Consider the following 20,877-nt stretch of genomic DNA (forward strand, 5'->3'; position numbering starts at 1 on the left):
CACATTTGAATGCGGTTTCTTCAGTTATTTAGTCATTAAGAGACGCCCGATGCTATTCAACCAAGCCTCACGCCTGGCCCAGATCACCAGCCCCCTCGGGCCGGATGTGCTGTTGCTCAATGAAATGGGCGGCGGCGAAGAGTTGGGACGGCTGTTCAACTACGAGCTGCAACTGACGTCCCTGGACGCCAACATCGACCTCAACCAGTTGCTGGGCAAGCCGATGAGTGTGGGCCTGCAACTGGCCGACGGTGGCGAACGGCACTTCCACGGCATCGTCGCGCGCTGCAGCCAGAACATCGACAAAGGCCAGTTCGCCAGCTACCAGGTGACGCTGCGCCCATGGCTGTGGCTGCTCAGCCGCACCTCCGATTGCCGGATTTTCCAGAACCTGAGCATCCCGCAGATCATCAAGCAGGTGTTCCGCGACCTGGGCTTTTCCGACTTCGAAGACGCCCTGAGCCGGCCGTACCGCGAGTGGGAATACTGCGTGCAGTACCGCGAGACCAGCCTGGATTTCGTCAGCCGCTTGATGGAACAGGAAGGCATCTACTACTTCTTCCGTCACGAGCAGGACCGTCATGTGCTGGTACTGGCCGACGCCTATGGCGCCCACACCACGGTGCCCGGCTACGCCTCGATTCCGTATTACCCCAAGGACGAGCAGCAGCGCGAACGCGACCACATGCATAACTGGCACCTGGCGCAGGAGGTGCAGCCCGGCTCGCTGGAGCTCAACGACTATGACTTCCAGCGGCCCAGCGCGAGCATCGACGTGCGCTCGGCCATGCCGCGTCCCCACACCGCCGGCGACTACCCGCTGTATGACTATCCCGGCACCTACGTGCAGAGCGCCGACGGCGAACACTACGCGCGCACCCGCATCGAAGCCCTGCAAACCCTGCACGAACAGATCGAGTTCGCCGGCAATGCCCGCGGCCTGGGTTCGGGCCATTTGTTCAGCCTCACCGGCTTCAGCCGCCAGGACCAGAACCGCGAATACCTGATCGTCGGCTGCCGCTACGACATCGTGCAGGAAAGCCTGGAAACTGGCAGCGGTTCGGGCTCGGCGCAGTTCGAAAGCAGCCTGACCTGCATCCCCGCGCAACAGAGCTACCGCACCCTGCCCGCCACCCATCGGCCCGTGGTCAAAGGCCCGCAAACGGCGCTGGTGGTCGGCCCAAAAGGCGAGGAGATCTGGACCGACCAATACGGCCGCGTGAAGGTGCACTTCTACTGGGACCGTCACGATCAATCCAACGAAAACAGCTCATGCTGGATTCGCGTGTCGCAGTCCTGGGCCGGCAAGAACTGGGGCTCGATGCAGATTCCAAGGATCGGCCAGGAAGTGATCGTCAGCTTCCTCGAAGGCGACCCCGACCGACCGATCATCACCGGGCGGGTGTACAACGCCGAGCAGACCGTGCCTTACGACCTGCCGGAAAACGCCACCCAGAGCGGCATGAAAAGTCGATCCAGCAAAGGCGGCACGCCGGCCAACTTCAATGAAATCCGCATGGAGGACAAGAAGGGGGTGGAGCAGTTGTACATCCATGCCGAGCGTAACCAGGACATCGTGGTGGAGGTGGATGAGAGTCATTCGGTGGGGCATGACCGGAATAAGAGTATTGGCCACAACGAGACAGTAACCATCGGCAATAACCGTCTGCGCATCGTCAAGCAGGAAGACATCCTCTCGGTGGGCCAGCGCAAGACCGACAGCATCAGCCAGAGCTATGTCATTGAAGTGGGCGAAAACCTGCGCTTGGTCTGTGGCGAAAGCATTCTGGAGTTGAATGCCAGCGGGCAGATCAACCTCACCGGCGTGCAAATCAGCTTCTACGCCAGCGGTGATGCCGAGTTCAATACCGGCGGCCTGCTGCACCTGAACAATGGTGGCGGCGCGGGCGCCACCCCGGATGGCCAGGGCGTGAAAGCCAGCATCGACGCCAATATCAAAGCCGCGTTCCCCACGCCTAAAAGCTCCTGACGAGACCTGTTTGCCATGACGTATCGAATCAATGAATTCCAGTTTCAACTGCCTGCCGGCGAATTGCAGGATGCGACGATCAACATTCTCAAGTTCCCCGAACTGGGCACCTCCCTGATCGTCAGCCGCAGCTTGCTGGGAGAAGGTGAAACCCTGCACAGCAACTTCAATGACCAACTCCAGCGCCTGGAAAAACAGGTGCAGGATTTACGTTATCAACCGGGTGTCGATGTGCGTTTGGGCGCGGCTCAAGAAGTGGCAGGGATCGAATTGCGCAGCCAGTTCAACAAGGGCAATGACAAGGTGTTCCAGTATCAATTGGCACTGGTGATTCCAGGCACGCGCAAGATGCTTGCCCTCAGCTACGTGAAGGCGGACACGCTGGGTGACGCCGAGGCGGCGCATTGGTCCTTGATAAAAAATTCACTGTCGTTCGACGCTATTTCTTGATGAGCTGCCTGCATGTCTGACGCGTTATGGGCGGCCCGGATGGGCGATGCGCTTTCCCACACTTCGATGATGGCCGACATCCTCGGCGGTGTGCTGGAGGTGGCGGCGAATATCGCGATTACTGCTGTAGCAACTGCCGCAGTGGTCGCGGCCACCGGCATTACCGTCGCCACCGGTGGGCTGGGCTGCTTCCTGTTGGGCGCAGTGGTGGGCACGATTGTCGGTCTGGCCATGAGCAAGACGGGCGCAGACAAAGGCCTGACGAATTTATGCGACAGCTTCAGCAATGCGCTGTTTCCGCCCACGGTACAGGCCAACATTCTCACCGGTTCCACCAACACGCTCACCAACAGCATCCCAGCCGCCCGCGCCGCCGGCGCAATCAGCTCTCACGTTGCGCCAGCGGGTACCGAACTGGAAGAGCCGACGCCGGCGCCTGAGGCCAGCTACCTGGACATGGCTGAGAGCTTCTTCTCGCAGATGTGGCGTCCGACCGTCGCCACGCCTGCGCCAGGTGCCGTGCCCAAGCCGCTGGACCTGGTCGTGTGCATGAAACACCCGCCGATGCCGCCGCAGTTCCTGGCCGAAGGTTCGGACAAGGTCACGATCAACGGCCAACCGGCGGTTCGCAGCGGTGACCGCACCACCTGTGATGCGACCGTGGTTTCGTCCGGGTTGATCTCATCGAACGTGACCATTGGCGGTGGTTCGGTGGTGGTGCGCGAGATTCGCAGCGGCAAGACGCCGGGCGTGGGGCTGGCGGTGACGGCATTACTGATGCTCAAGGGTGGCAAGGGCAAGTTCTTCAGCAAGTTGCCCTGCATGCTGATCGGCGGTGCCACTTCGATGGCCGTCAGCAGTGCGATGGGAGCGATGGCGAATGCTGCCATGGGCTCGTCGAATCCGGTGCATGCGGCGACGGGTGCGAAGGTATTGGGCGATGTCGATGAGCTGGACTTCGTGCTGCCCGGCATCTTGCCGATTGACTGGCAACGTTTCTATAACAGCCGCGACGAACGCACCGGCAGTCTGTTTGGCGCGGGCTGGAGCGTGCCGTATGAGGTCTGCGTCGAAATCCGGCCTCATCCCGACGGCGGCGAGACGCTTGTATACACCGACGAGCAAGGGCGCCCTATCGACATGGGCTCGATTCCCTTGGGCGGCGCGGTGTTCAGCGCCGGTGAAGGGCTCGCTGTGCGGCGGCACCTCAATGGGCAGTTGCTGATTGAGAGCGATGATGGCCTGTACCGTCTTTTTGAACTTACGACGCACCCGTCACGACTGCGCCTGACTCAGTTGGGGGACCGCAACGACAACCGCATCCATATTGATTATGACGAGGCCGGACGCCTGGTACGGCTGCGCGATACCTTCGACCTGGTGCAGGTTGAGCTGATTCGCGACGGCGAACAGGTCAGTCGCATCGAACGGGTGTATCCCGATCAACGCCGTGAGGCGCTTGTTGGGTATGGCTACGACACCGCCGGCAATCTGGCCGAGGTGCGTGATGCCACCGGGCAGGTGCGGCGGCGCTTCGCCTACGACAGCGACCGGCGCATGGTGGAGCATCAGTTGCCGACCGGGTTGCGTTGTTTCTATGAGTGGGCTTTGGTTGAAGGCCTGGAGTGGCGCGTGGTGCGGCACTGGACGGATGAAGGCGACGCGTATCAATTCGACTATGACTTGAACGCCGGCCTTACCCGCATCACCGATGGATTGCAGCGCGTCAGCACCCGGCACTGGAATACGCAGCACCAGATCATTCGCTACAGCGACAATCTCGGCCAGACCTGGCTGTTCGAATGGAACGAGGAGCGCCAATTGCTCAGCGCCACCGACCCGCAGGGTGGGCGCTACGAGTACAGCTACGACGAGTCCGGCAACCTGATCGGCGAAACCGACCCACTGGGCCGCAGCGATTCGACCTTGTGGCTGGAGCATTGGGCACTGCCGCTGGTAGAGACCGACGCCGCCGACAACAGCTGGCAGTATCGCTACGATCAGCGCGGCAACTGCATCGCCGAAACAGATCCGCTGGGCTACGTCACCCGGTACCGCTATGACGCCCATGGCCAGATCGTGGAGATCATCGACGCGACCGGCAAAAGCAAGAAACTGCGCTGGAACCCGTTCGGGCAATTGGTCGAGCACATCGATTGTTCGGGTTACCCGACGCGTTTCAGCTACGACGAGCGCGGTTATCTGCAAGTCATCACCGATGCACTGGGTGAGCGCACGCAATTCAGCTACGACGCTCAGGGGCGCTTGCTAAGCACTCAATTGCCGGATGGCCGTATCGAGCAGTACCAGCGCGACATCAGTGGTCAACTGCTGGGGTATACCGACCCGGCCGGGCACACCACGCTCTACCAGCACAACCGCCGCGGCCAGGTCAGCCAGCGCACCGACGCCCATGGCCGGCAGGTGAAGTTCGGCTACGACAGCTACGGGCGCCTGCAAGCACTGATCAACGAGAACGGTGAGCGCTATCGGTTTGCCTGGGACGCCGCCGACCGCCTGGCCGAGCAGCAGGACCTGGACGGCAGCGCCAAGCGCTACGACTACGACCTGCTGGACAACATCACCACGGTAACCGCCATTGCGGCGCCTTTCGGCAATGGCCTGGCGGTAGTCCCCGAGGCACCACCCGCCCCCATTGTTCACCGGCTGGAGCGTGATTCTGTCGGCCGGCTGGTGGCGAAAGTCACCGACGATGGCCGCACCGAGTACAGCTACGATGCGGTGGACCAGCTCACGGCGGTCACTTTCACCGATCTGCAAGGCAATACCCAGGCCCTGGGCTTCGCCTACGACGCTCTTGGCCAGTTGCTTGTCGAACGGAGCGCGGCCGGTACCCTGAAACACCACTACGATGAACTCGGCAACCTCATCCAGACCCAACTGCCCGACGGCCGCTGGCTCAATCGCCTGTATTACGGCAGCGGCCACCTGCACCAGATTAACCTCGACGGCCAGGTGATCAGCGATTTCGAACGCGACCGCCTGCACCGCGAAGTCCTGCGCACCCAAGGCCAGCTCAGCACCCGCAGCGAATACGACCGCAGCGGCCGCCTGCGCTCCCGCCAACGCCGCCTTGCCAGCCAACCATCGTTGATGCCCGCAGCCGCGCAAAAGCAGTTCGAGTACGACCCCGCCGACAACCTGATCGGCAAACTCGACCAGCAACCCACCGCGCAACACCGCCAATTACTGCACTACGACGCCACCGGCCGCATCATCGCCAGCCAGGATAGCCTGCACGGCCAGCGCGAAACCTTTGCCTATGACGCCGCCGCCAACCTGCTCGACGGCCCGCAGGCGGGTGCCGGGTTGGTGGTGCATAACAAGCTGCTGACGTATCAGGACAAGCGTTATCGCTATGACGCGTTTGGACGGATGATTGAAAAGCGCAGCGCCAAGCGGGGCGTGCAGCGGTTTACCTACGATGCTGAAAGCCGTTTGGTTGAAGTGCGTAACGATGACGGCACCGTCGTGCGAATGACCTACGACCCGCTGGGCCGACGCATCGAAAAAACCGAGCATGGCAGTGACGGGTATCCGCTGGGAGAAACGCAGTTTGTGTGGGATGGACTGCGGTTATTGCAGGAGCATAAATACAGCCAGACCAGCCTCTATGTTTACGATGATGACGGCTACGAACCGCTGGCCCGCGTCGACGGCCTTGGCCCGCTACAGAAGATTCGCTACTACCACAACGACCTGAACGGGTTGCCGGAACAACTGACCGAGGCCGATGGGCACAGCGTCTGGCAGGCGACTTATCGGGTGTGGGGCAACACGCTGGAAGAGGTGCGGGAGCCTTATTACATCGAGGAGCAGAACCTGCGGTTCCAGGGGCAGTACCTGGATCGGGAGACGGGGCTACACTACAACACTCTCAGGTTCTACGACCCCGAAATAGGGAGATTCACGACTCCAGATCCGATCAGTTTTCTGGGCGGCATAAACCTGTACCAATATGCGCCAAATCCAATTACATGGGTTGATCCATGGGGCCTGTTTAACTGGAACTATAAAAATATGCCTGGAATCGATGGATTCCAGAAACACCATATTATTCCTCAATCGCTGGCTGATCACCCTGCTCTGAAGAAGGCTGGATTCGACATACACAAAACTTCCAACATCATTTACTTGCCTAGTGAAGAGGGCAAGCACAAATATCGCACTATTCACAAAGGCTCACATCCGGGTTACAACAAAGCTGTTCGGGCACAACTCAATGAAATATCCCTCGCGGGCAAGGCTGGAAAATGGAAAAAAGCCCAGTACGCGCAGGCAGTGAGGGAGGTTGTCAGCTCTGAAAGGTCGGGATTACGCAATGGGCGTACTCGGTTGAATAAAAACTCAACTCAAGCAGGTCGCTGCGGGAAATAATATGTACCTATTAGAAATCAGTGAAAATTATTCAGAAATTTACTGGTTCAAATACGACCAGAAAAAATCTCCCGACCATCTATTGTTTATTAGTGGAGAAGAGCAATCATCAATTGCTACCACTCCAACCTTTAGAAATAAAAATAAGATCAGCGCATCTCGCTTAATGTCCTTCGATCTTCTTCAAAGTGACACGCTTGAATTTGTAAGCGAGGCAATGGCCAACGTACTGCGCAAATTCCCGACAGACGTTCAGCTTTTTCCTGCCAACGTTTATCTAAAAGAAGAAAAGCTGGAAGGTTACTATGTATTCAATGTGATCCAGATACTTCCTTGTATTGATTTGAATAACTCTCAATATGGTCCCATGTTCAGCTTTATGCCGGATGGTCCTCTGAGATTCACCACTCTTCAAAGTCTGCCACCTGCTAGCTTAGGCAATCACCATATCGTGAGAGCTAAGGAAAGTTCACAACGCATCTTTGTTTCCCCGCAGTTCAAGCAGCAATGCGAAGCATCCCAGCTTAAAGGTCTTCGATTCGTAGACTGTTCCAAAGGTATCCAAGTCTGAACAATAAAGGGGACTGAACAATAAACAACAATAAAGGGGACGGACCTATTTAATCCGGATAGGGACTATAAATAAATCCGACCCCTTTATCGCTGGCAGAAAAGCCGGCCGTGGTAAATGATTTCCCATTGGAGAAGAACATGAGCGCCCTCGACAACGCATTTAAAGAACTGCGCCGCGTCCACAAAAAATTCGATATCGAAGGCCGCTTCGAAAAGCGCAGTCAAGCCAATGCAAAATGGCCGCAGACGTTGCCGCGCTCGGCAGAGACCGATTATTTCTACGATAACTGCGAGCCAGTTGATGTTGAAGTTGAAACCGGTTTGACGCCGATATGCTTCTTCAACTTGAGCAGCTTGGAAGACGGCCAAGTTGGCTATAAATGGGCTGGCGACTCGAACAAGACCCAGGCAAACGGGAATTGGCCCGCCCAGTATCTGGTTTTCATGGACGATATTGGCGGCGGTAAACCGGTTATCGCCGTCACGGATACTCCCGGCACTTCGGTGTGGGCGAGCTACGATGTCGTCGAGCCGTTCAAGATTGCCGACTCCTTGGCTGATTTCCTCTTGGCGTTCGCCAAAACTATAGAAATTGTTCATGGAAAATTCGACATTTTTGACATTTACAACGATGACGACGAGCTTTCCCCCAAATTTGTAAAATTGTTGACCAAAGAAGTCAGCCCGTTGCTGGGTGAAGAGAACTTCGAACGCTTCTTCGATTACTTCTACGGCTAAGAAGGTTCTGCCAAAGGAAGGGTTCTGATCACGCCACTTCCCGGCAACGTGCGACCTGTCCACTGTCTTCAGGATCCGCGATTGATCAAGCGACTGGCGCAGTGGTTGCGGTCACCGGCATTACCGTCGCGATTAAAAAATGGGCACCCAACCCAGTCGGCGTGCCCATCTTCTTTACCGCCCCGCCTCCCTTCGAGACGGTACCGCTTAACTTATGGGTTGACGCTGTCTTTAAGCGACTTGCCCGGCTTGAACGCAACGGTATTGCTGGCTTTGATCTTCACCGGCTCACCGGTTTGCGGGTTCTTGCCGGTGCGGGCGCCGCGGTGGCGTTGCAGGAAAGTGCCGAAGCCGACCAGGGTGACGCTGTCCTTGCGGTGCAGGGCGCCGGTGATTTCTTCGAGAACGGCGTTGAGGACGCGGTTGGCCTGTTCCTTGGTGAGATCGGCCTTTTCAGCGATGGCGGCGGCGAGTTCTGGTTTACGCATATGTGAAGCCTCTTTGACGGTTTTTTGTTGTTATGTCCGTGCTGCTCTCTGGTGGAGCAGCGCCAAGGCGCCGCAGGCTCTACTCTGCGGCAGACGGGAGTGAGGATGGCATGCCGTCGCACGCTCCGCCAGCCTCGCCGCGACCTTTCTACGGGTAAGAAGAGGCTGATTCCGACAGAACGACCGACATTTACGCCAGCAGTGGCGGAAGTTCCTTATTCAACGCCAGTTTTTCCATCACGGCGCTGCCGGTCAGCGCATAGCCCAGCAGGCGACCGCTGGCGTCGCGGCACAGGGCCTTGATGTCGGCGCCCTCGCCTTCGACACTCCATACGCCTTCGCTACCCCGTGGCGGCGGCGAGACCACCAGCGGGCAGACCGGGGTTTTCACGGTGATCGGCATCGGCCCGTAGCTCACGGCCGTAGCGTTGCCGGCCAGGGTCTGGGCCAAGGCGCGGGCGCAGGTCATCAGGGGCATGACGTACAGCAGGTTCAAGCCATCGACCTCGGCGCAGTCGCCCAGGGCGTAGATATTGGCGTGGGAGGTCTTGAGGTGGCGGTCCACCATGATGCCGCGGTTGATCTGCAGGCCGGCCGCCGCCGCCAGGTCGATGCGTGGGCGCAGGCCGATGGCGGAGACCACTAGGTCGCACTGGATCACTTCGCCGTCCGACAGATGGGCTTCGAGACCATCGCCTTTGCGTTGCAGACGATTGAGTACCGGCCCCAGGTGGAAACGCGCGCCAATGCCTTCCAGTCCGGTCTGCACCGCAGCCGCAGCCGCCGGGTGCAGCAGGGTCGGCATGACCTGCTCGCACGGCGCGACCAGATCGACTTCATAGCCGCCCAGGATCAGGTCGTTGGCAAATTCGCAGCCGATCAGGCCGGCGCCGAGCAGCAGCACGCGGCGTTTGCCGGCGGCGGCGGCGCGAAAGCGCGCGTAGTCTTCAAGATCGTTGATCGGGAAAATCAGCTCGGCGGCGTCACCCTCGACCGGAACACGCACGGTTTCGGCGCCCCAAGCCAGGATCAGGTCGCGGTAGGTCACCGACTCTTCGCCGATCCATAAGCGCTTATGGCCCGGGTCGATGCCGCTGATACGGGTGTGGGTGCGCACCTCGGCCTTGAGTTGCTCGGCCATGGCGCCAGGTTCGGCCATGCTCAGGCCATCGGCTTCCTTGTTCTTGCCAAAACCGGTGGAGAGCATGGGCTTGGAGTAGGAGCGCCCGTCATCCGCGGTGATCAGCAGCAAGGGGGTATCGCTGTCGAGCTTGCGAAACTCCCGGGCTACGTTGTAACCGGCCAATCCTGTGCCGATGATCACGACAGGTGAGTTCATTCCTTTCTCCTTGTAGTACGTTTCGTAAACTTCAAATTAGCCGATTTCGATCATTTCGAAATCCATTTTGCCTACGCCGCAGTCCGGGCACAGCCAGTCTTCCGGGACGTCCTGCCACAGGGTGCCCGGAGCGATTCCGTCATCCGGCCAGCCATCTTTTTCGTCATAGATCAGGCCACAGACGATACATTGCCACTTTTTCATTACGTACTTCCTCAGGGTCCAGGCATCTTGGCCGACGGTCGATAGACCAGCGCTGCCGCTCGGCTCAGGGCGTTTGTACTGATCGCAGCCGGCAGATGCAAGTAGGATTGGCTTAAACGGCGGGTTCAGCCCGGCAAAAGTTCAGGACGCCATGGTAAGCTCGCCGCCTCTTTTGCTGCCAATATTGACTTGCCGTGCCGCACTCAATCGCCCCTTCCGATGCTTGCCGATGGCTGCCCCAGAGCCTTCTGAGCCCGATGCCTGCGCCCTTGACCCTCGATTGGCTGTTCGATGAAGGCTCGCTGACGCGGCGGCTGACTGGGCTGTCCGCCGGCAATTTCAGCGTGACGCCGCTGCTCGAAGGCTGGCAACCGTTGCGCGACGATGAATGCGCGGCGCTGGCCCTGCCGCCTGCCACTGTCGGCTGGGTACGCGAGGTGTATTTGCGCGGGCATGGCCAACCCTGGGTGTTTGCCCGCAGTGTCGCGTCACGCGGGGCATTGCAGGGCGACGGCTTGCATATGGATGAGCTGGGCAGCCGGTCGCTGGGCGAGTTGTTGTTCTGCGACCGCGCCTTTACCCGTCAGCCGATCGAGGTGTGCCATTACCCGGCACATTGGCTACCCGCTGCGGATCAGGCCGACGGGCTGTGGGCGCGCCGCTCGCGCTTCGATCGCGGGGCGCTGAGCGTGCTGGTGGCGGAAGTCTTCCTGCCGAGTGTGTGGCAGGTGCTGCATGACCATTCGGAGAACCGCTGATGTACCAACGTGTGCTCAAATCCCTGAATCGCCTGAACCCCAGGGCCTGGGATTTCATTCAACTGACGCGCATGGACAAGCCCATCGGTATCTACCTGCTGCTGTGGCCGACGCTATGGGCGCTGTGGATCGCCGGCAAGGGCTCGCCGTCGCTGCTCAATATCGTGATTTTCGTGCTGGGAGTGGTACTGACCCGTGCCGGTGGCTGCGTGATCAACGACTGGGCCGACCGCAAGGTCGACGGGCATGTGAAGCGCACCGAGCAACGTCCGCTGGTCAGCGGCAAGATCAGTTCGAAAGAGGCGCTGGTGTTTTTTGCGCTGCTGATGGGCATCAGTTTCCTGCTGGTGCTGCTGACCAACGCCAGCACTATCCTGCTGTCCCTTGGCGGGCTGGCACTGGCGGCAAGCTATCCCTTCATGAAGCGCTACACCTATTACCCGCAGGTGGTGCTGGGCGCGGCGTTCTCCTGGGGCATGCCGATGGCGTTCACGGCCGAAACCGGGCATCTGCCGGCCGAGGCGTGGCTGCTGTACATCGCCAACCTGTTGTGGACGGTGGGTTACGACACCTATTACGCGATGACCGACCGCGACGACGACTTGAAGATCGGCGTGAAATCCACCGCGATCCTGTTCGGTGATGCTGACCGTGTGATCATTCTCACCCTGCAGGGCCTGGCGCTGGTGTGCCTGTTGCTCGCCGGGGCTCGGTTCGAGCTGGGCGGCTGGTTTCACTTGGGGCTGCTGGCGGCGGCAGGCTGTTTTGCCTGGGAGTTCTGGTACACCCGGGACCGGGACCGCATGAAGTGCTTCAAGGCGTTTTTGCACAACCACTGGGCCGGTTTGGCGATTTTTGTGGGGATTGTGGTGGATTACGCGGTTCGCTGAGAGGGTTGCGGTGGCTGTAGCGACGCCATCGGGGGCAAGCCCCCTCCCACATTTGCAGGTGTTCACCCATCAACTGTGGGAGGGGGCTTGCCCCCGATGATTTCAGCAGCGCCGCGCAGTCAAGGCTTGATGATATGCCAAGCCCCACCCTTGCCATCCCCGGTCTTGTCACCGGCTTTCTTGTCATCCTTGTAGGTGTAGACCGGCTTGCCTTTGTAGGCCCATTGACTGGTCTGATCGTCGCGAGTAATCACTGTCCAGTCGCCAGCCTTGGTATCCGTAGACTCCGCCTTCAGCGGCGGCCAGTTGGTCGCGCACTGGTCCTTGCACGCAGACTTGCCGTCGGCGTCCTTGTCGAAGGTGTAGAGCGTCAGGCCTTTGTGATCCACCAGCATCCCGTCTTTCGTCATCGCAGGTTCTGCGGCAAACGCCAGGCCCGGCAGCGTCAACGCAGCCGTTACCAGCAGGGCTTTCCAGGAAATCGTGCTGTAAGTCATCGGAACCTTCCTTTTGTGGTTGTCAGGATTCGGACCCAAAGGGTAGTCCAGAGTGCCGTGAATTGCCCAAGGGACTAAATTACTGTCACACGACTGCAATAATTCCGTTATCTAATGCGGCGCAAGACAGTTAAATGACAAAGAGGATTTTTGAGCATGGTTGGCAGGAGCATTCTGATTGTTGACGACGAAGCGCCCATTCGCGAGATGATCGCCGTTGCGTTGGAAATGGCCGGCTACGACTGCCTGGAGGCGGAGAACTCCCAGCAGGCCCATGCCATTATCGTCGACCGCAAGCCGGATCTGATCCTGCTCGACTGGATGCTGCCCGGCACTTCCGGTATCGAGCTGGCCCGGCGCCTCAAGCGTGACGAGCTGACCGGGGATATCCCGATCATCATGCTCACCGCCAAGGGCGAAGAGGACAACAAGATCCAGGGCCTGGAAGTCGGCGCCGATGACTACATCACCAAGCCTTTCTCCCCGCGAGAGCTGGTAGCGCGCCTCAAGGCCGTGCTGCGCCGAGCCGGCCCGACCGATGGCGAAGCCCCCATCGAAGTCGACGGCCTGATCCTGGACCCGATCAGCCACCGCGTGACCATCGACGGCAAGCCGGCTGAGATGGGCCCGACCGAATACCGTCTGTTGCAGTTTTTCATGACCCACCAGGAACGCGCCTACACCCGCGGCCAACTGCTGGACCAGGTGTGGGGCGGCAATGTGTACGTGGAGGAGCGCACCGTGGACGTGCATATCCGCCGTCTGCGCAAAGCCTTGGGCGATGCCTATGAGAATCTGGTACAAACCGTGCGCGGCACGGGCTACCGGTTTTCTACCAAGGGCTGAGCCAGCTGGTTGTAGACTCAAGAGCCTGACTTAACAGCTGACAAGGACGCATGTTCAAGTGAACCAAAACTGGCATGGCACCCTGATTCGCCACATGCTCCTGCTCGTCACCGGTTGCCTGCTGGTCGGGTTGATCAGTGGTTATTACGGCTGGAGCCTGGCCATCGGCATCGCGCTGTACCTGGGCTGGACCCTCAAGCAACTGCTGCGCCTGCATGAATGGCTGCGCCAGCACAAACCCGACGAAGCACCGCCCGACGGCTACGGCCTGTGGGGCGAAGTGTTCGACAGCATTTACCACTTGCAGCGCCGCGACCAACGGGTGCGCGGGCGCCTGCAGGCGGTGATCGACCGGGTACAGGAGTCCACCGCCGCGCTCAAGGACGCGGTGATCATGCTCGATAGCGACGGCAACCTGGAATGGTGGAACCGCGCCGCCGAGACCCTGCTGGGCCTCAAGACGCCCCAGGACAGCGGCCAGCCGGTGACTAACCTGGTGCGCCACCCGCGCTTCAAGGAATACTTCGAGCAGGACAACTACGAAGAGGCCCTGGAAATCCCCTCGCCCACCAACGATCGCGTGCGCATCCAGCTGTACCTGACGCGCTACGGCAACAATGAGCACTTGATGCTAGTGCGCGACGTGACCCGCATCCATCAGCTGGAACAGATGCGCAAGGACTTCGTCGCCAACGTCTCCCACGAGCTGCGCACGCCGTTGACGGTGATCTGCGGCTACTTGGAGACGCTGCTGGACAATGTCGACGAGATCAACCCGCGTTGGAGCCGCGCCCTGCAGCAGATGCAGCAGCAAGGCTCGCGCATGCAAACCCTGCTCAATGACTTGCTGCTGCTGGCCAAGCTTGAGGCCACCGATTACCCCTCCGATAACCACCCGGTGGCGGTGCAAAGCCTGTTGAAAACCATCAAGAACGACGCCCAGGCGCTCTCCGGCGAACGCGGCCAGCAGATCACCCTGGACGCCGACCCGACGGTGCTGCTCAAGGGCAGCGAAGGCGAGCTGCGCAGTGCGTTCTCCAATTTGGTGTTCAACGCGGTGAAGTACACCCAGGACAAGGGCAACATCCGCATCCGCTGGTGGGCCGACGAACAGGGGGCACACCTGAGCGTGCAGGACTCCGGCATCGGTATCGACGCCAAGCATCTGCCACGCCTGACCGAACGCTTCTACCGCGTCGATTCCAGCCGCAACTCCAATACCGGCGGCACCGGGCTGGGCCTGGCGATCGTCAAGCATGTGCTGCTGCGCCATCGGGCACGCCTGGAGATCAGCAGCGTGCTGGGGCATGGCAGTACCTTTACCTGCCATTTTCCGCCGGCGCAGGTAACGCGGTCGCAGCTCGTCGGGAATGACGAATAACTCAGCCACAGCACTAATTTGAATGTGGGAGGGGGCTTGCCCCCGATAGCGGTGTATCAGTAGCAGATGTGTTGACTGACACCCTGCTATCGGGGGCAAGCCCCCTCCCACATTGGTTTTGCATGAATTTGGGCAATGTATTCCAGGCCCCGCCCGGCAGCAGCCACTAGGCAAGCGCCCCGTCAGCCGCTACATTGGCCGACTTGCGCCTGCCTTTCAGGCCCGCTTCCCCCCCTATTGAACATACGGAACCTGCAAAACCCCATCATGGACCCTTCCCCTGGCATCACCCTCGCGACACTTTTCGCCGATTTCGGCATGATTCTTTTTGCACTGGTCCTGGTACTGCTCAACGGCTTCTTCGTTGCGGCGGAATTTGCCATGGTCAAACTGCGCTCGACCCGGGTCGAGGCCATCGCCCACACCAACGGCTGGCGCGGGCAGATCCTGCGCACCGTGCACAGCCAGCTCGACGCCTACCTGTCGGCCTGCCAGTTGGGTATCACCCTCGCCTCCCTGGGCCTGGGCTGGGTCGGTGAGCCGGCGTTTGCGCACATCCTCGAGCCGTTGCTGGGCGCGGTAGGCGTCGAGTCGCCGGAGGTGATCAAGGGCGTGTCGTTCTTTGCCGCCTTCTTCGTGATTTCCTACCTGCACATTGTGGTCGGCGAGCTGGCCCCCAAATCCTGGGCCATCCGCAAACCCGAATTGCTGTCGCTGTGGACCGCCGTGCCGCTGTACCTGTTCTACTGGGCGATGTACCCGGCGATCTACCTGCTCAACGCCAGCGCCAACGCGATCCTGCGCATCGCCGGCCAGGGCGAGCCCGGCCCGCATCACGAACACCATTACAGCCGCGAAGAGCTCAAGCTGATCCTGCACTCCAGCCGTGGCCAGGACCCGAGCGACCAAGGCATGCGCGTACTCGCCTCCGCCGTGGAAATGGGCGAACTGGAAGTGGTGGACTGGGCCAACTCCCGGGAAGACCTGGTCACCCTGGATTTCAACGCCCCACTCAAGGAAATCCTGGCGCTGTTCCGTCGCCACAAATTCAGCCGTTACCCGGTGTATGACGCCGTGCGCAACGAGTTCGTGGGCCTGTTGCATATCAAGGACCTGCTGCTGGAACTGGCGGCCCTGGACCATATCCCCGAGTCGTTCAACCTGGCCGAACTGACCCGCCCGCTGGAGCGCGTGTCGCGGCACATGCCGTTGTCGCAGTTGCTCGAGCAGTTCCGCAAAGGCGGCGCGCACTTCGCCCTGGTGGAGGAAGCCGATGGCAAGATCATTGGCTACCTGACCATGGAAGACGTGCTGGAAGTGCTGGTCGGCGATATCCAGGATGAACACCGCAAGGCTGAACGCGGCATCCTCGCCTACCAGCCGGGCAAGCTGCTGGTGCGTGGCGACACCCCGCTGTTCAAGGTAGAACGTCTGCTCGGCATCGACTTGGACCACATCGAAGCCGAAACCCTGGCCGGCCTGATCTACGACACCTTGAAACGGGTGCCGGAAGAGGAAGAAGTGCTGGAGGTCGAAGGCTTGCGGATCATCATCAAGAAGATGAAAGGGCCGAAGATCGTGCTGGCCAAGGTGCTGATGCTGGATTGACTACCATTGTGGGAGGGGGCTTGCCCCCGATAGCGGTGCTTCAGTCAGCATATTTTTGACTGACAGACCGCAATCGGGGGCAAGCCCCCTCCCACATTGGTCAGGCGGTGCTCTGTAGATCACGCACCCGGCACGAAGTGCTTCTGCGCGGTGCCACGGGCGATCAGGCGGGAGATGTAGTCCAGCTTCTGCGCATCCTGGTCGATGAACCGGAAGGTCAGTTGCAGCCAGTCGCTGTCGGGCCTGGGCTCGTAGGCAACGATGGCGTGCAGGTAGCCATTGAGGCGTGCCACTTCAGCATTCTCGCCCTGTTCGAGGTCGAGCACGGCGCTTTCCAGGACCTGGGGCAGGACCTCACCGCGACGCACCACCAACAACGCTTCCTTGATGCTCAGCGCCTTGATCACGCACTGCTGGGTGCCGCCGGCCAGGCGCAACTGGCCCTGGCCACGGCCGCCGGCAGGCGACGCAGCCGGGGCGGCGGCCACAGGCGCGCTGTTGAGCAGGCCTTTGCTCGGGGCCGCCGCCGGCGCCGGTTTGACGGCTTCGGGTTTGCCGCCGGTCAGCGCGCTCAGGGAGTCGTTGCCGAAGGCCGAGTTCATCTTGGTCGGCGCACTGGCGATCAACGCGTCGAGGCGGCCGATCTTGTGCAGGGCCTGCTTGACCTTGTTCAGCAACTGCTCGTTGGTGAACGGCTTGCTGACGTAGCCGGATACGCCGGCCTGGATGGCCTGCACCACGTTTTCCTTGTCACCCCGGCTGGTCACCATCACGAACGGCATGGCCTTCAGATGGGCCTGCTCGCGGCACCAGGTCAACAGTTCAAGCCCGGACATCTCCGGCATTTCCCAGTCGCACAGCACCAGGTCGAACGTCTCGCGCATCAGAATGGATTGCGCCTTCTTGCCGTTCACCGCATCTTCGATCTTGATCCCCGGGAAGTAGTTGCGCAGGCACTTCTTCACCAGGTCGCGAATAAACGAGGCGTCATCCACCACCAACACACTGACTTTACTCATCGACCCTTCATCCTATAAAACCTTGGCTGGCAGTACGCCTGACTGATGGCATTTTGCCAAAACTCTGCAGTCACGTTAGGGCTTATTACGCCCCATCCGCAATGAATTCCGCTCGCCGCAAACGAAAACGCCCGACCAATGGCCGGGCGTTAATTTCTCGGGCAACCTTACTTATCGTCAGATTCGCCTGAAACATTAGGGATAAGATCAGCGTTGCCTTCAACTTCGGCTTTCATGCGCTTGAGGCCCATGTGCCGAACGTCGGTGCCGCGTACCAGGTAAATCACCAATTCCGAGATATTGCGCGCGTGGTCGCCGATGCGCTCCAGCGAGCGCAGCACCCAGATGATGCTCAAGACCCGCGAGATAGAACGAGGATCTTCCATCATGTAGGTGGCCAGCTCACGCAAGGCGGTCTTGTATTCGCGGTCGATGACCTTGTCGTACTGGGCCACCGACAGCGCCAGGTCCGCATCGAACCGCGCAAACGCGTCGAGGGCATCGCGCACCATGTTGCGCACCTGGTCGCCGATATGGCGCACCTCCACGTAACCACGCGGCGCTTCGCCTTCTTCGCACAGCTGGATGGCGCGACGGGCGATCTTGGTGGCTTCGTCGCCGATACGCTCAAGGTCGATCACCGATTTGGAGATGCTGATGATCAAACGCAGGTCGGAGGCCGCGGGCTGGCGACGGGCCAGGATGCGCAGGCATTCCTCATCGATGTTGCGTTCCATCTGATTGATCTGGTCATCGATCTCACGCACTTGCTGGGCCAGGCCCGAGTCGGCTTCGATCAGCGCGGTGACCGCATCGTTGACTTGCTTCTCCACCAGGCCGCCCATCGCCAGGAGGTGGCTGCGCACTTCCTCGAGCTCGGCGTTGAACTGCGCGGAGATGTGGTGGGTAAGGCCTTCTTTGCTAATCATGTTGGCGTCCTTGGAGCGTCCGGTAAGGTGCGGAGAACCGCAGCGTCAGTGCAATCAGAACCACGGCTTCCTAGCCGTAGCGACCGGTGATGTAGTCTTCGGTCTGCTTTTTCGCCGGATTGGTGAACAGGGTATCGGTATCGCCGAACTCCACCAGCTTGCCCATGTACATAAAGGCGGTGTAATCGGACACCCGCGCGGCCTGCTGCATGTTATGGGTCACGATAACGATGGTGAACTTGGACTTGAGCTCGTAGATCAGCTCTTCGACCTTGAGCGTCGAGATCGGGTCGAGGGCCGAGCACGGTTCGTCGAGCAACAGCACTTCAGGCTCCACGGCGATGGTACGGGCGATCACCAGACGTTGCTGCTGGCCGCCGGACAAGCCGAGGGCGGATTCGTGCAGGCGATCCTTGACCTCGTCCCACAGTGCTGCGCCCTTGAGCGCCCACTCGACCGCTTCGTCGAGGATGCGTTTTTTGTTGATGCCCTGGATGCGCAGGCCGTAGACCACGTTTTCATAGATGGTCTTGGGGAACGGGTTGGGCTTCTGGAACACCATGCCCACGCGGCGACGCAACTCGGCCACGTCTTCGCCCTTGCGGTAGATGTTGGTGCCGTAGAGGTTGATGGCACCTTCCACGCGGCAACCGTCCACCAGGTCGTTCATGCGGTTGAACGTGCGCAGCAACGTGGACTTGCCGCAGCCGGACGGGCCGATGAAGGCGGTCACGCGTTGCTTGGGGATGTTCATGCTGACGTCGAACAGCGCCTGCTTGTCGCCGTAGTAGAGACTCAGGCCCGGCACTTCGATGGCCACGGTTTCCTGGGCCAGGCTCAGGCTTTGCTTGTCGCGTCCCAGGGCCGACATGTTGATGCCGTGGGAATGGGTTTCGTGTTGCATGGGATGCTCCCTGTGCTACCAATTCATTTCATTGAACCGCCGGGGGCGGCTTACTCAAATTCTGTGTATGGCGCGGTCCAGTGTGGGAGGGGGCTTGCCCCCGATGGCGGTGTGTCAGCTTGCACATGTGTTTCTGATACACCGCTATCGGGGGCAAGCCCCCTCCCACATTGGATCGTGTCAGCTGTCCAGCGCTTTGTATTTCTCGCGCAGGTGGTTACGAATCCACACCGCCGACAGGTTGAGCGTGGCGATCACCATCACCAGCAGCAGGGCGGTGGCGTAGACCAGCGGTCGCGCCGCTTCAACGTTGGGGCTCTGGAAGCCGACGTCATAGATATGGAAGCCCAGGTGCATGATCTTCTGGTCTAGGTGAAGGTACGGGTAGTTGCCGTCCAGCGGCAGCGACGGGGCCAGCTTCACCACGCCGACCAGCATCAACGGCGCCACTTCACCGGCGGCACGGGCCACGGCGAGGATCATGCCGGTCATCATGGCCGGGCTGGCCATCGGCAGCACGATCTTCCACAGCGTTTCCGCCTTGGTCGCGCCGAGTGCCAGGGACCCTTCGCGCACGGTGCGAGGAATCCGCGCCAGGCCTTCTTCGGTGGCCACGATCACCACCGGCACCGCCAGCAGCGCCAGGGTCAGCGAGGCCCAGAGCAGCCCCGGCGTGCCGAAGGTCGGCGCCGGCAGGGCTTCGGCGAAGAACAGCCGGTCCACCGAGCCACCCAGTACGTACACGAAAAAGCCCAGGCCGAACACGCCATAGACGATGGCCGGTACGCCCGCCAGGTTGTTGACCGCGATGCGGATAACTCGCGTCAGGGTGTTCTGCTTGGCGTACTCACGCAGGTACACCGCCGCCAGCACGCCAAATGGGGTGACGATCATCGCCATGATCAGGGTCATCATCACGGTGCCGAAGATCGCCGGGAAGATCCCGCCTTCGGTGTTGGCTTCCCGTGGGTCGTCGCTCAGGAACTCCCAGACCTTGCTGAAGTAGAAGCCGATCTTGGTCAGGGTGCCCATGGCGTTCGGCTGGTAGGCGTGCACCACCTTGCCGATACCGATTTCGATTTCCTTGCCGTTGCCGTCCCGGGCCGTCAGCGCGTCGCGGTTGAATTGGGCGTGCAGGTCGGCCAGGCGCGCTTCGATGTCCTGGTAGCGGGCATTCAGTTCGGCGCGGTCGGCGTCCATGTCAGCCTGGGCGGCGGCGTCAAGCTTGCCTTCCAGCTCCAGCTTGCGACCGTGCAGGCGAACGCGCTCCAGCCCGGCGTTGATCGCGCCGATATCGGTTTTTTCCAGGCTCTTGAGCTGAGCCGCGAGCGTGTTGACACGGTCCACACGCGCTTGCAACTCCGGCCACGCGGCCTCGCCTTCGGCGATGATCTTGCCATCCTGCTTGACGTTGACCAGGGTGCCGTAGAAGTTGCCCCATTCACGCCGCTCGATGGTCATCAACTGCACCGGCCTGGTCTGGTCCTTCAACCATTCGCCGACGATCCAGGTGAAGTCATTGCCGTTCAAGTCGCGATTGCCGACCTTGATCAGCTCGCGGGTCATGAACTCCGGGCCCTCGTCGGGCACCGGCAGGCCGGCGCTTTTCAGGCGCTCGCGCGGCACTTCTTCCTTCTGCACCACTTCGCCGATGACGATATGGTTGGCCTGGCCCGGTACGTTGTAGTTGGCCTGGATCAGGTCGGCCGGCCAGAAATGACCCAGACCGCGCACCGCAATCACCGCCAGCAAACCAATGGTCATGATGACCGCGATGGACACCGCGCCACCGCTGATCCAGACCCCGGGGGCGCCGCTCTTGAACCATCCATTCAGGGAGTTCTGTTTCACAGACTTCTACCTTT

Annotated in this window: 18 protein-coding genes; 10 read left to right on the forward strand and 8 right to left on the reverse strand. The window is 60.4% G+C overall.

Features of this window, described 5'->3' with window-relative positions; genetic code table 11:
* Positions 1–49: 49 nt before the first annotated feature.
* The 5 genes from BOP93_RS26640 (at position 50) to BOP93_RS26660 (ending at position 8,149) form a co-directional block, all read left to right on the forward strand.
* Positions 50–1,990, forward strand: a complete 1,941-nt coding sequence (locus BOP93_RS26640) for a type VI secretion system Vgr family protein (protein WP_104505158.1) — start codon at positions 50–52, stop codon at positions 1,988–1,990.
* Positions 1,991–2,005: 15 nt separating this feature from the next.
* A complete protein-coding gene (locus BOP93_RS26645) occupies positions 2,006–2,440 on the forward strand; it encodes a DcrB-related protein (protein WP_104505159.1) in 435 nt (144 codons plus the stop codon).
* A 12-nt stretch (positions 2,441–2,452) separates the two neighbouring features.
* The gene (locus BOP93_RS26650) at positions 2,453–6,838 is read left to right on the forward strand and encodes an RHS repeat-associated core domain-containing protein (RefSeq protein WP_104505160.1); all 4,386 of its coding nucleotides are present in this window, start codon (positions 2,453–2,455) and stop codon (positions 6,836–6,838) included.
* Position 6,839: 1 nt separating this feature from the next.
* On the forward strand, positions 6,840–7,409 hold the full coding sequence (locus BOP93_RS26655; protein ID WP_104505161.1) for an imm11 family protein: 570 nt from the start codon (positions 6,840–6,842) through the stop codon (positions 7,407–7,409).
* 140 nt (positions 7,410–7,549) lie between these two features.
* Positions 7,550–8,149, forward strand: a complete 600-nt coding sequence (locus BOP93_RS26660) for a hypothetical protein (RefSeq protein WP_104505162.1) — start codon at positions 7,550–7,552, stop codon at positions 8,147–8,149.
* Positions 8,150–8,361: 212 nt separating this feature from the next.
* Here BOP93_RS26660 and BOP93_RS26665 read toward each other — a convergent pair whose 3' ends face one another.
* The 3 genes from BOP93_RS26665 to BOP93_RS26675 all read right to left on the reverse strand — a co-directional run bounded on the left by BOP93_RS26665 (position 8,362) and on the right by BOP93_RS26675 (position 10,180).
* Positions 8,362–8,637, reverse strand: coding sequence for an HU family DNA-binding protein (locus tag BOP93_RS26665; protein WP_003213368.1), 276 nt, complete (start codon positions 8,635–8,637; stop codon positions 8,362–8,364).
* A gap of 190 nt (positions 8,638–8,827) precedes the next feature.
* Positions 8,828–9,976, reverse strand: a complete 1,149-nt coding sequence (locus BOP93_RS26670; protein ID WP_104505163.1) for an NAD(P)/FAD-dependent oxidoreductase — start codon at positions 9,974–9,976, stop codon at positions 8,828–8,830.
* Between the two features lie 36 nt (positions 9,977–10,012).
* Complete coding sequence (locus BOP93_RS26675; RefSeq protein WP_017476746.1) at positions 10,013–10,180, reverse strand: rubredoxin; 168 nt, start codon at positions 10,178–10,180, stop codon at positions 10,013–10,015.
* A gap of 194 nt (positions 10,181–10,374) precedes the next feature.
* Between BOP93_RS26675 and BOP93_RS26680 the strand changes: the two genes are divergently transcribed.
* Complete coding sequence (locus tag BOP93_RS26680) at positions 10,375–10,938, forward strand: chorismate--pyruvate lyase family protein (protein ID WP_104505164.1); 564 nt, start codon at positions 10,375–10,377, stop codon at positions 10,936–10,938.
* Complete coding sequence (gene ubiA / locus BOP93_RS26685; RefSeq protein ID WP_065953272.1) at positions 10,938–11,828, forward strand: 4-hydroxybenzoate octaprenyltransferase; 891 nt, start codon at positions 10,938–10,940, stop codon at positions 11,826–11,828. The genes BOP93_RS26680 and ubiA overlap by 1 nt, the downstream gene beginning before the upstream one ends.
* Positions 11,829–11,947: 119 nt before the next feature.
* On the opposite strand, the gene BOP93_RS26690 is transcribed toward ubiA, so the two are convergent.
* Positions 11,948–12,325, reverse strand: coding sequence for a COG4315 family predicted lipoprotein (locus BOP93_RS26690; protein ID WP_065883778.1), 378 nt, complete (start codon positions 12,323–12,325; stop codon positions 11,948–11,950).
* A gap of 156 nt (positions 12,326–12,481) precedes the next feature.
* On the opposite strand from BOP93_RS26690, the gene phoB reads away from it, so the two are divergent.
* From phoB to BOP93_RS26705, 3 genes are all read left to right on the forward strand, one after another.
* Positions 12,482–13,171 carry a phosphate regulon transcriptional regulator PhoB gene (phoB, locus tag BOP93_RS26695; protein ID WP_003195617.1) on the forward strand — a complete coding sequence of 230 codons (690 nt, stop codon included), beginning with the start codon at positions 12,482–12,484 and terminating at the stop codon, positions 13,169–13,171.
* 94 nt (positions 13,172–13,265) lie between these two features.
* Positions 13,266–14,552 (forward strand): phosphate regulon sensor histidine kinase PhoR, encoded by a 1,287-nt coding sequence (gene phoR / locus BOP93_RS26700; RefSeq protein ID WP_237140443.1) that lies wholly within the window; start codon positions 13,266–13,268, stop codon positions 14,550–14,552.
* Positions 14,553–14,819: 267 nt separating this feature from the next.
* Complete coding sequence (locus tag BOP93_RS26705; protein WP_065893029.1) at positions 14,820–16,160, forward strand: hemolysin family protein; 1,341 nt, start codon at positions 14,820–14,822, stop codon at positions 16,158–16,160.
* 119 nt (positions 16,161–16,279) lie between these two features.
* Here BOP93_RS26705 and BOP93_RS26710 read toward each other — a convergent pair whose 3' ends face one another.
* From BOP93_RS26710 to pstA, 4 genes are all read right to left on the reverse strand, one after another.
* Complete coding sequence (locus BOP93_RS26710) at positions 16,280–17,179, reverse strand: response regulator (protein ID WP_104505165.1); 900 nt, start codon at positions 17,177–17,179, stop codon at positions 16,280–16,282.
* A 167-nt stretch (positions 17,180–17,346) separates the two neighbouring features.
* On the reverse strand, positions 17,347–18,108 hold the full coding sequence (gene phoU, locus BOP93_RS26715) for a phosphate signaling complex protein PhoU (RefSeq protein WP_104505166.1): 762 nt from the start codon (positions 18,106–18,108) through the stop codon (positions 17,347–17,349).
* A gap of 70 nt (positions 18,109–18,178) precedes the next feature.
* On the reverse strand, positions 18,179–19,012 hold the full coding sequence (gene pstB / locus BOP93_RS26720) for a phosphate ABC transporter ATP-binding protein PstB (RefSeq protein WP_065883786.1): 834 nt from the start codon (positions 19,010–19,012) through the stop codon (positions 18,179–18,181).
* Between the two features lie 180 nt (positions 19,013–19,192).
* Positions 19,193–20,863 (reverse strand): phosphate ABC transporter permease PstA, encoded by a 1,671-nt coding sequence (pstA, locus tag BOP93_RS26725; RefSeq protein WP_104505167.1) that lies wholly within the window; start codon positions 20,861–20,863, stop codon positions 19,193–19,195.
* Positions 20,864–20,877 lie beyond the last annotated feature (14 nt).

This window comes from Pseudomonas orientalis, assembly GCF_002934065.1.
GTDB lineage: Bacteria > Pseudomonadota > Gammaproteobacteria > Pseudomonadales > Pseudomonadaceae > Aquipseudomonas > Aquipseudomonas orientalis_A.

Coding starts and splice junctions, on each gene's coding strand:
- BOP93_RS26640 (WP_104505158.1), top strand. CDS start 50: ATGCTATTCAACCAAGCCTCACGCCTGGCCCAGATCACCAGCCCCCTC.
- BOP93_RS26660 (WP_104505162.1), top strand. CDS start 7,550: ATGAGCGCCCTCGACAACGCATTTAAAGAACTGCGCCGCGTCCACAAA.
- pstB (WP_065883786.1), bottom strand. CDS start 19,012: ATGCAACACGAAACCCATTCCCACGGCATCAACATGTCGGCCCTGGGA.
- BOP93_RS26710 (WP_104505165.1), bottom strand. CDS start 17,179: ATGAGTAAAGTCAGTGTGTTGGTGGTGGATGACGCCTCGTTTATTCGC.
- BOP93_RS26665 (WP_003213368.1), bottom strand. CDS start 8,637: ATGCGTAAACCAGAACTCGCCGCCGCCATCGCTGAAAAGGCCGATCTC.
- ubiA (WP_065953272.1), top strand. CDS start 10,938: ATGTACCAACGTGTGCTCAAATCCCTGAATCGCCTGAACCCCAGGGCC.
- BOP93_RS26655 (WP_104505161.1), top strand. CDS start 6,840: ATGTACCTATTAGAAATCAGTGAAAATTATTCAGAAATTTACTGGTTC.
- phoU (WP_104505166.1), bottom strand. CDS start 18,108: ATGATTAGCAAAGAAGGCCTTACCCACCACATCTCCGCGCAGTTCAAC.
- BOP93_RS26690 (WP_065883778.1), bottom strand. CDS start 12,325: ATGACTTACAGCACGATTTCCTGGAAAGCCCTGCTGGTAACGGCTGCG.
- BOP93_RS26675 (WP_017476746.1), bottom strand. CDS start 10,180: ATGAAAAAGTGGCAATGTATCGTCTGTGGCCTGATCTATGACGAAAAA.
- phoB (WP_003195617.1), top strand. CDS start 12,482: ATGGTTGGCAGGAGCATTCTGATTGTTGACGACGAAGCGCCCATTCGC.
- BOP93_RS26670 (WP_104505163.1), bottom strand. CDS start 9,976: ATGAACTCACCTGTCGTGATCATCGGCACAGGATTGGCCGGTTACAAC.
- phoR (WP_237140443.1), top strand. CDS start 13,266: ATGCTCCTGCTCGTCACCGGTTGCCTGCTGGTCGGGTTGATCAGTGGT.
- BOP93_RS26705 (WP_065893029.1), top strand. CDS start 14,820: ATGGACCCTTCCCCTGGCATCACCCTCGCGACACTTTTCGCCGATTTC.
- BOP93_RS26650 (WP_104505160.1), top strand. CDS start 2,453: ATGTCTGACGCGTTATGGGCGGCCCGGATGGGCGATGCGCTTTCCCAC.
- BOP93_RS26645 (WP_104505159.1), top strand. CDS start 2,006: ATGACGTATCGAATCAATGAATTCCAGTTTCAACTGCCTGCCGGCGAA.